Origin of the sequence: Streptomyces sp. NPDC059456, assembly GCF_042750055.1 — a bacterium.
Lineage (GTDB): Bacteria > Actinomycetota > Actinomycetes > Streptomycetales > Streptomycetaceae > Streptomyces.
Genome location: NZ_JBHYVA010000334.1, coordinates 1 through 8,966, shown reverse-complemented (window position 1 = coordinate 8,966; position 8,966 = coordinate 1). Strand labels below are relative to the sequence as shown.

General features: G+C 70.9%; 8 protein-coding genes. 7 read left to right on the top strand and 1 reads right to left on the bottom strand.

All coding sequences use genetic code 11. The annotated features are described in order from the left end of the window. Positions 1 to 84 precede the first annotated feature (84 nt). From ACFXA3_RS25615 to ACFXA3_RS25585, 7 genes are all read left to right on the top strand, one after another. The gene (locus ACFXA3_RS25615) at positions 85 to 735 is read left to right on the top strand and encodes an SCO family protein (RefSeq protein ID WP_385190572.1); all 651 of its coding nucleotides are present in this window, start codon (positions 85 to 87) and stop codon (positions 733 to 735) included. After that, positions 732 to 1,241 carry a copper chaperone PCu(A)C gene (locus ACFXA3_RS25610; protein ID WP_385190571.1) on the top strand — a complete coding sequence of 170 codons (510 nt, stop codon included), beginning with the start codon at positions 732 to 734 and terminating at the stop codon, positions 1,239 to 1,241. Before ACFXA3_RS25615 ends, ACFXA3_RS25610 begins: the two co-directional genes overlap by 4 nt. Positions 1,242 to 1,263: 22 nt before the next feature. Then, the gene (locus tag ACFXA3_RS25605; protein WP_385190570.1) at positions 1,264 to 3,240 is read left to right on the top strand and encodes a copper resistance protein CopC; all 1,977 of its coding nucleotides are present in this window, start codon (positions 1,264 to 1,266) and stop codon (positions 3,238 to 3,240) included. Then, complete coding sequence (gene efeB / locus ACFXA3_RS25600; protein WP_385190569.1) at positions 3,165 to 4,520, top strand: iron uptake transporter deferrochelatase/peroxidase subunit; 1,356 nt, start codon at positions 3,165 to 3,167, stop codon at positions 4,518 to 4,520. The genes ACFXA3_RS25605 and efeB overlap by 76 nt, the downstream gene beginning before the upstream one ends. Positions 4,521 to 4,562: 42 nt before the next feature. Further along, entirely contained in the window at positions 4,563 to 5,498 is a 936-nt protein-coding gene (pheA, locus tag ACFXA3_RS25595) for a prephenate dehydratase (protein WP_385190568.1), read from the top strand. A 525-nt stretch (positions 5,499 to 6,023) separates the two neighbouring features. Then, positions 6,024 to 7,301 (top strand): serine--tRNA ligase, encoded by a 1,278-nt coding sequence (gene serS / locus ACFXA3_RS25590; protein WP_385190567.1) that lies wholly within the window; start codon positions 6,024 to 6,026, stop codon positions 7,299 to 7,301. Next, on the top strand, positions 7,298 to 8,110 hold the full coding sequence (locus tag ACFXA3_RS25585) for an HAD family hydrolase (RefSeq protein ID WP_385190566.1): 813 nt from the start codon (positions 7,298 to 7,300) through the stop codon (positions 8,108 to 8,110). Before serS ends, ACFXA3_RS25585 begins: the two co-directional genes overlap by 4 nt. Positions 8,111 to 8,293: 183 nt before the next feature. Here ACFXA3_RS25585 and ACFXA3_RS25580 read toward each other — a convergent pair whose 3' ends face one another. Then, the gene (locus ACFXA3_RS25580; protein ID WP_385190564.1) at positions 8,294 to 8,941 is read right to left on the bottom strand and encodes a rhomboid-like protein; all 648 of its coding nucleotides are present in this window, start codon (positions 8,939 to 8,941) and stop codon (positions 8,294 to 8,296) included. Between the last annotated feature and the right edge of the window lie 25 nt (positions 8,942 to 8,966).

Genomic DNA, 8,966 nt, shown 5'->3' with positions numbered 1-8,966 from the left:
AGCCCCCCGACCAACGTGCGGCGGCCGGCCCTTCCCCGCGGCCGGCCCGCCCGCGCGCACACCCGATCCCAGGGACATCTCTCCATGCGCACCACACGTGTGACGGTCGCCGCCCTCGTGGCCGCGGCCGCGCTCACGCTCACCGCCTGCGGCGGCGAGCCCGCGAAGACCGACACGGTCACGCAGATCACCGGCCAGTCCAAGGCCGGTGCCGCCACCGTCCTCGACCGCCCCTTCGACAAGCCCGAGCTGGTCCTGACGGACACCACCGGCAAGCCGTGGAACCTGCGCGAGCAGACCAAGGGCAAGCCGACGCTCATCTACTTCGGCTACACCAACTGCCCCGACGTGTGCCCCCTGACGATGAGCAACATCGCCGTCGCCAAGAAGGCACTGCCCAAGGAGGACCAGGACAAGCTCCAGGTCGTCTTCGTCACCACCGACCCCGAACGGGACACTCCCGACTCCCTCGGCGCGTGGCTCAGGGCCCAGGACCCGTCCTTCACCGGACTGACCGGGGACTTCGCCACCATCCAGGCCGCCGCGCGCAAGCTCGGCATCGGCATCGACCCTCCGAAGAAGGAGGCCGACGGCAGCGTCGTGTCCATGCACGGCGCCCAGGTCATCGCGTTCTCGCCGAAGTCCGACGAGGGGTACCTCCTCTACGGCGAGGGCACGACCGTCGACAACTACACCAAGGACCTGCCGAAGATCATCAAGGGAGAGAACCCGTGAACGCCCGCACCACCCGCACCCTCGCCGCCGCACTCTCCCTGACGGCAGCACTCGCCATATCCGGGTGTTCCTCGGACTCCGGCTCCGGCTCCGGCTCCGACTCCGCGGGAAAGTCCGGCGCGGACAAGCCGAAGATGACGGTCACCGGCGCCTACATGCCCGAGCCCGTGAACGACAAGATGGCCGGCGCCTTCATGGTCATCAAGAACGACTCCAAGACGGCCGACAAGCTCACGGCCGTCACCAGCCCGCTCTCCGACGACCTGCAGGTCCACGAGACCAAAGACCAGAAGATGCAGCAGGTCGCGGCCATGGACGTGCCGGCCAACGGCGAGCTCAGGCTGGAGCGCGGCGGCAGCCACATCATGTTCATGGGCCTGAAGAACACGCCGAAGGTCGGCGACAAGGTCACCGTGGAGCTGCGCTTCGAGAAGGCCGACCCGGTCAAGGTCGAGCTGGACGTCAAGGAACGGACGTACAACGCCCAGAACACCAGCGCCCACTGACGGACCGAGGTACTGACACGCCATGACGGCCATCGCCCCTTCCCCGGCCCGCGTCCGGGCCCCGGCATTCCTGCCGCGGTTCGCGCTGGTCCTCGCAGCCCTGCTGGCAGCCCTGTTCACCGCAGCCGGCCCGGCCACGGCACACGCCGCACTCACCGCGAGCGACCCCCAGGACGGGGCGGTGGTCGCCACGGCCCCCGCCCAGGTCACCCTCTCCTTCTCGGAGCAGGTCGCCATGGGCGACGACTCCATCCGCGTCATGGACCCCCAGGGCAGGCGGGTGGACACGGGCGAACTGCGCGACATGTGCAGCGGGACCACCATCCGCTACGGCACCGCGCTGCACTCCGGGCTGCCGGACGGCACGTACACGGTCGCCTGGCAGGCCGTGTCCGCCGACAGCCACCCCGTCTCCGGTGCCTTCACCTTCTCCATCGGCGCCCCCTCGGCGACCAGCGTCGCCCTGCCCGCCGAGCAGGTGGGCGGCGGACCGGTGGGCATCGCGTACGACGTCGCCCGCTACGCCGCCTACGCCGGTTTCACCGTCCTCGTCGGCGGCGCCGCCTTCATCCTGCTGTGCTGGCGGCGCGGCGCCACGCAGCGCCCGCTCCAGAAGCTGGTCGTGCGGGCCTGGGTCACGCTCACCGGCGCCACCCTCGTGATGCTGGTGCTCCGCACCCCGTACACGGGGTCGGGGAAGTTCGCCGACGCGCTGGACCTCGACGGCCTCAGGGCCGTCCTGGAGACCAAGACCGGCGCCTCCCTCGTCTCCCGGCTGCTCCTCCTCGGCGCGGCGGCGCTGTTCCTGGCGGTGCTGTTCGGGGCGTTCGCCCGCCGGACCGCCGAGGAGGCGGCGAAGGGATCGGGCAAGCGCAGGGAGAAGGACAGGGAGAAGGACAGGGCGACCGAGAAGGAGACCGACGACCTGCTCTTCGGCCTCGGGATCGGCGGAGCCGTGGTGGCCGCCGGCATCGCCGCCACCTGGGCCCTGTCCGAGCACGCCTCGACGGGCATCCAGCCCGGTATCGCCATGCCCGCCGACATCCTGCACCTGCTGGCCGTCGCCGCCTGGCTCGGCGGACTCACCGCCCTGCTCGTCGCCCTCCACAAGGTTCCGGGGATCGAGCGGGAGGCCGTCCAGCGGTTCTCCCGGGTCGCTTTCGTCAGCGTCGTGGTCCTCGCCGTCACCGGCGTCTACCAGTCCTGGCGCCAGGTCGGCAGCTGGTCCGCCCTCACCGGCACCAGCTACGGACAGCTGCTGCTGCTGAAGGTCGGACTCGTCGCCGTCCTCGTCGGCATCGCCTACGTCTCCCGCTCATGGACCGCGCGGCTCACCGAGACCCCCGCCGGGAAGGCCGCCAAGGTCACCCGCCAGCGCGATGTTTCACGTGAAACACGAGCGGCCGCCGTGACGGTCCCCGAGGATCCCAAGCGCGCGGTCCAGCTCGCCCGGCAGCGTGCCGCCCGCGAGAACGCCCGCGAGAAGCAGGTCCGCGACGCCGATCCGGCGCGGGCGGGCCTGCGTCGCTCCGTCCTGGCCGAGGCCGGGGTCGCCGTCGCCCTGCTCGCGGTGACCACCGTCCTGACCAGCACCGAGCCCGGCCGGACCGCCGAGCGGGCGAGCGGACGCGACGCCGCGGCCACCGCCGTCCCCAACCGGGCCATCAAGATCACGCTGCCGTTCGACACCGGCGGCCAGAGCGGCAAGGGATCGGTCCGCGTCGAGGTCGACCCGGGCCGGGTCGGCGCCAACGCGCTCCACGTCTGGGTCGACGACCCCGACGGCCAACCGCTCGACATCCCCGAGGTCAAGGTCGCCTTCACCCTCCCCGCCAAGGACATCGGCCCCCTGCCGGTCGTCCCGGAGCACGCCGCCCCCGGACACTGGAGCGCGTCCGGCGTCCAGCTGCCACTGGCCGGGGAATGGCGGATCGACGTGACCGTCCGTACCTCCGACATCGACCAGACGACCGTGCAGAAGAACGTGAAGATCGGCTGACCAGCGTGACCGAGAGCAACCCCGAAATCGAGATCTCCCGGCGCCGGCTGCTGGGCACCGTCGGCGCCGCAGGTGCCGCCGGGCTCGCGCTCGGCGCCACCGGCGGCGCCCTCGCGCACTCCGCGCTCGCCGACTCCCCGGCCGGCGCGCCGGGGGCCGCCGGGAGCCTCGCCTCCCTCGGCGCCACCCAGGTCGCCTTCCACGGCGACCGCCAGGCGGGCATCACCACCCCCCTCCAGGCCAAGGGCCACGTCCTCGCCTTCGACCTGGCCCCCGGGGCCGGCCGCAAGGAGGCCGCCGCCCTGATGCGGCGCTGGTCCGACACCGCCCGCCTGCTGATGGCGGGCAAGGCCGCCCCGGCCGCGGACTCCGGTATCGCCCTCGATGCCGGGCCGTCCTCCCTCACCATCACCTTCGGGTTCGGCCACTCCTTCTTCGAGCGCACCGGGCTCACCGACCGCCGCCCCACCGCACTCGACCCGCTGCCCGTCTTCTCGGCCGACCGGCTCGACGCCCAGCGCAGCGACGGCGACCTGTGGGTCCAGATCGGCGCCGACGACGGGCTCGTCGCCTTCCACGCGCTGCGCGCCCTCCAGAAGGACGCCGGGGAAGCCGCCCGGGTGCGCTGGCAGATGAACGGCTTCAACCGGTCCCCCGGCGCCACCGCCGCCCCGATGACCGCCCGCAACCTCATGGGCCAGATCGACGGCACCGGCAATCCGAAGCCCGCGGAGCCCGATTTCGACCGGCGGATCTTCGTCCCCGCCACCGGTCCCGGACCCGCCGGACACGCCTGGATGGGCGGGGGCTCGTACGCCGTCGTCCGGCGCATCCGGATGCTCCTCGACGACTGGGACAAGCAGTCCCCGGCCCAGCAGGAGCAGGTCATAGGCCGTACGAAGGCGACCGGTGCGCCCCTGACCGGCGGCACCGAGACCACCGAGATGGCCCTCGACAAGATCGGCCCCGACGGCAAGCCGGTCATCGCGTCCAACGCGCACGCCCGGATCTCCGCCCCCGAACAGAACGGCGGGGCCGCCATGCTCCGGCGCCCGTTCTCCTTCCACGACGGGATCGCCCCCGACGGCACCCCGGACGCGGGGCTCCTCTTCATCTGCTGGCAGGCCGATCCGCTGCGCGGTTTCGTCCCCGTCCAGCGCAAGCTCGACCGCGGGGACGCCCTGTCGGCGTTCATCCGGCACGAGTCCAGCGGGCTGTACGCGGTACCGCCCGGCCCGCGCGACGGCGAGTACGTGGGGCAGCGGCTGCTCGAAGGATGAACAGCGCCCCGGTGGTCGGGGACCCGGCATTAGGCTGATCACATGTCGGCCACGCGCTTCACCTATCTCGGTCCCGAGGGCACCTTCACGGAAGCCGCCCTCCGCACACTGCCGGAAGCCGCGACCCGGGAGCTCGTCCCGATGGTGTCGGTCCCGGCCGCCCTGGACGCCGTGCGCAACGGGGAGGCCGCGGCCGCCCTGGTGCCGATCGAGAACTCGGTGGAGGGCGGGGTCACCGCCACCCTGGACGAGCTGGCGTCCGGGGAACCGCTGATGATCTACCGCGAGGTGCTGCTGCCCATCGCGTTCGCGCTGCTCGTGCGGCCCGGGACCAAGCTGTCGGACGTCAAGACGGTCACCGGGCACCCGGTCGCCCAGCCCCAGGTGCGCAACTGGCTGCGGGCCCATCTTCCCGACGCGGTGTGGGAGTCGGCCGCCTCCAACGCCGACGGTGCCCGGCTGGTCCAGGAGGGCCGCTTCGACGCGGCCTTCGCGGGCGAGTTCGCGGCCGCCACGTACGGGCTCGTCCCGCTGGTCACCGAGATCCACGACGCGGAGAACGCCGAGACCCGGTTCGTGCTCGTCGGGCGACCCGCCCGGCCGGCCGCACCGACCGGTGCCGACAAGACCTCCGTCGTGCTGTGGCTCGGCGACGACCACCCCGGTGCGCTGCTGGAACTCCTCCAGGAATTCGCCGTCCGCGGGGTGAACCTGATGCTGATCCAGTCCCGGCCGACGGGTCAGGGCATCGGCAACTACTGCTTCGCCGTCGACGCCGAGGGCCACATCTCCGACCGCAGGGTCAGCGAGGCGCTCATGGGGCTCAAGCGGACCTGTCCCCAGGTCCGCTTCCTCGGCTCCTACCCGCGCGCCGGCGTCGCTCAGGGTGACGTGCGCACCCCGCGGCCCGGAACCTCGGACGGCGATTTCACGGCTGCCGCCGACTGGCTGACGCGCTGCCTCGACGGCCGGGCGTAGCCGTCCCCGGTTGTCCACAGAATTATCCACAGGCCGGGAGGGGGACCTGTGGACTAGTCGACATCACGACACGACAAGGTCGACAAATCGGTCGGGTGACCCAGGTTTCGTGCTGGGGAGCGGAAGGTGAACGGCGTCACCCCCGCATCGTGGATCAACTCTTTGGGGCGAGCCATTCCCACCCGAATGAGTGTGTGAGGGTGGTTTGAACCCTGATTCCCCCAGGCGGCCCACGGATGGGGATTGATCTAATTCCGTGTCCACAGATCCGGCGCACAGCCTGTGGACAAGTCCCCCTGGTGGACAATTCCTGTGGACAAGACGAGAGCTCCCGCCCTGCTCAGAGGGCGGCCGGATACCCCGGTTGTGCCCCTTTTCGGGGAATGGGGCACTTTTATTGACCGCCGGGGAAGGGCCACTTCCAGCCAGCGGACCAGAGCTTTCCATTCTCCGCAATTGGGACATAGCGACACGCAGCGTGATATCGGTGTGAGCCCCTGAAGCCCGGCCCGGTAGCCTGGAGGGGTGATTGACCTCCGACTGCTCCGTGAAGACCCTGACCGTGTCCGCGCCTCGCAGCGCGCCCGTGGAGAGGACGTCGAACTCGTCGACGCACTTCTCTCCGCCGACGAGCGGCGCAGGTCCTCCGGCATGCGCTTCGACGAGCTGCGCAATGAGCAGAAGTCGCTCGGCAAGCTCATCCCCAAGGCCTCTCCGGAGGAGCGGGCGGAGCTGCTGAAGAAGGCCGAGCAGCTCAAGTCGGACGTCAAGGCCGCCGAGGCCGAGCAGAACGAGGCCGACGAGGCCGCGAGGCGACTGCTGCTCCAGCTCGGCAACATCGTGCACGAGGACGTCCCGGTCGGCGGCGAGGAGGACTTCACCGTCCTGGAGACGCACGGCACGATCCGCGACTTCGGCGCCGAGGGCTTCGAGGCCAAGGACCACCTGGAGCTCGGCGAGCTGCTGGGCGCCATCGACGTCGAGCGCGGCGCCAAGGTGTCGGGCGCGCGCTTCTACTACCTGACCGGTGTCGGCGCCCTGCTGGAGCTCGCCCTGGTCAACGCGGCGATCGCGCAGGCCACCGAGGCCGGTTTCATCCCGATGCTGACCCCGGCGCTGGTCCGCCCGCGCGCCATGGAGGGCACCGGCTTCCTCGGCCAGGCCGCGGACAACGTGTACCACCTGGAGAAGGACGACTACTACCTGGTCGGCACCTCCGAGGTCCCGCTCGCCGCGTACCACATGGATGAGATCATCGACGCCGACAAGCTGCCGCTGCGGTACGCCGGCTTCTCGCCGTGCTTCCGCCGCGAGGCCGGCACGTACGGCAAGGACACCCGCGGCATCTTCCGGGTCCACCAGTTCGACAAGGTCGAGATGTTCTCGTACGTCGCACCGGAGGAGGCCGAGGCCGAACACCAGCGTCTCCTGGAGTGGGAGAAGCAGTGGCTGACCAGCCTGGAGCTGCCCTTCCAGGTGATCGACGTCGCCACCGGTGACCTGGGCTCCTCCGCCTCCCGCAAGTTCGACTGCGAGGCGTGGATCCCGACCCAGGGCAAGTACCGCGAGCTGACCTCGGCCTCGAACTGCGACGGCTTCCAGGCACGCCGCCTGTCGATCCGCTACCGCGACGGCAAGAAGACCGCGCCGCTCTCGACGCTGAACGGCACGCTGTGCGCCGTACCGCGCACGATCGTCGCGATCCTGGAGAACCACCAGCAGGCCGACGGTTCCGTGCGGGTGCCCGCGGCGCTCCGCCCGTACCTGGGCGGCCGCGAGGTCCTGGAGCCGATCACCAAGTGACCCCGGCCCCGTTCCCGTACAAGCTCGTCGCGACCGATCTCGACGGCACGCTGCTGCGTGGCGACGACACGGTCTCGGAACGCACCCGTGAAGCGCTCGTCGCGGCCACCGCGGCGGGCGCGGCGCACATCATCGTCACCGGCCGGGCCGTGCCCTGGACCCGGGGCGTGCTGGACGATCTCGGCTATCGCGGGATCGCGGTGTGCGGGCAGGGCGCGCAGGTCTACGACGCGGGGGCGCACCGGCTGCTGACCTCGGTGACGCTGGACCGGCAGCTCGCCGGTCTGGCGCTGTCGAAGCTCGAAGCCGAGGTGGGTCCGCTGGCACTCGCGGCGAGCCGGGACGGGGTGGACGGCGACGTGCTGTTCGGCCCCGGCTACCAGGTGCAGGAGGGCCTGCCGGCGGTCTACCTGGAGGACACGGCGGAGGTCTGGACGGCTCCGCTGAACAAGCTGTACATCCAGCACCCGGAGCTCGGCGACGACGCGCTGGTCAAGGTGGCCCGTCAGACCGTGGGCTCCCTGGTGGACATCGTCATGGCCGGGCCGGGGATAGTGGAGATCCTGCCGCTCGGGCTCACGAAGGCCACCGGCCTCTCGCTGGCCGCGCGCCGGCTGGGCGTGAAGGCCGCGGAGACGATCGCCTTCGGCGACATGCCCAACGACATTCCGATGTTCGGCTGGGCGGCGCACGGAGTGGCGATGGCCAATGCCCACGCGGAGCTGAAGGCGGTGGCCGACGAGGTGACGACCTCCAACGAGGAGGACGGCATCGCGGTGGTGCTGGAGCGTCTGCTGGGCGCCGCCTGACGGTCCTCCCGACCACGGGGAACGTCACGAGAACGAGGGAAGGTCCGGAACAGCCCGCGCCGTACGGCGCGCTCGAAGTGGCTGCTCCGGACCTTTTTGTTGCTCCCCGCACGACTCACTCTGCCCGGGGCGCACGCCCCGTACCAGTCAATTTCCGTGCATCGGCCGCGGTGGGCGCTGCGCTCATGTTTCACGTGAAACATGCCTGGGGTGCGGGTGGCGGGTGAGCGGCCAGGCGAGCAGGCCGACGGCGAGCGAGATGGCGTGCCCGAGGTCGGTGAAGGTGCCTCCGGTGAGGAGGGGCAGCCCGTAGAAGGCGACGACGCCGGCGAGGTAGAACCAGCGCAGCGGGTTGGGGAGCCGGTAGGTGAGGACTCCGATCGAAGCCGCGAGGCCGTAGCTGACGCCGACGTCGACGACGTGGACCATGCTCTGCGGGGCCCGGTGGTCCTGAATGGCCATCAGGACCACCTTCTGGCTGACCAGGGTGGCCGTGATGTGGGCGGTCGCGACGATGGCGAGCCAGCGCAGGGTGCCGAGCCAGCGTTCGACGGGGGCGTGGAAGAGCTCGAAGAGGACGGCGTACAGGGCGAGCGAGGCCGGGTTCTCGATCCAGAAGGCACTGGAGAGCAGGGCCCGGACGGGGTGCCGGGTGAGCTCGTGGATGTTGCTGCTGTGCCGGTGGAGCAGGACGTGCTCAAGATGGTCGGGCGCGATGACGACGATGACGCTGGTGATGGCGATCATCAGCAGCCATATGTGCGTGCCCGGCGAGGAGCGGATCCAGGACCATACGGGCCTGGACCGCTCGGGCTCGGGCTGCTCGACCATGCACTGATTTTGCCCCGTACGGCGG